Source organism: Tautonia sp. JC769, from assembly GCF_040717455.1.
GTDB lineage: Bacteria > Planctomycetota > Planctomycetia > Isosphaerales > Isosphaeraceae > Tautonia.
The window spans coordinates 1-527 of record NZ_JBFEFH010000077.1; the positions used below are offsets into that span (position 1 = coordinate 1).

Sequence of the window (527 nt, forward strand, 5' to 3'; positions counted from 1 at the left end):
CGGAGACTGGAAGCGCGAATGTCAGCCAGATGCTCGGAGTGCGGTGCTCCGCTGACCGACGGCGGAACGTGTATCCAGCACTTCCACGCGATGCTCCTGCTGGAGTATGAGGTCGCCGCCGATCCGGAGGTGACCGCGGGCGGTCGAGGCGAGGTCGCCCACTTCTACGCCGTTAGCTCGTACATCCTCCAGCACCCGGAGGGCATGAACTACACGGTGGATGCCCTCGACGACCTGCGGCGGGGTGGCACTGGCGGGCGATGAGTGCTAATGTCTGGGTGCCACTGGCTTTGCCAGTGCTCCGGTCCGGCCCGGCACTGGCAGAGCCAGTGGCACCCAGAAGGAAGGCCAGCCGACCGCCTCACCGCTCTCATGGCCTCCGCGGTCACGAGCGCACCGTGGACGGGCGGGTGGCCGGGGCGGACCGAGTCTTGGAGCGTGGCCCGGGGAGAGCGGCGGTTGCGGTCCGGGGCACGAAGACGTTGCCCCGGCCACCCGTGGCCACCCGTCCGACGGGGTGTCCATGG

The 527-nt window shown here is 69.4% G+C and carries 1 protein-coding gene; it reads left to right on the plus strand.

The genetic code is table 11. The features are described 5' to 3' along the window. Positions 1–18 precede the first annotated feature (18 nt). On the plus strand, positions 19–264 hold the full coding sequence (locus tag AB1L88_RS26945; protein WP_367099816.1) for a DUF5946 family protein: 246 nt from the start codon (positions 19–21) through the stop codon (positions 262–264). Positions 265–527 lie beyond the last annotated feature (263 nt).

Excerpts from the sequence above, each read along its gene's own strand:
- AB1L88_RS26945 (WP_367099816.1), top strand. The coding sequence starts at position 19 with ATGTCAGCCAGATGCTCGGAGTGCGGTGCTCCGCTGACCGACGGCGGA.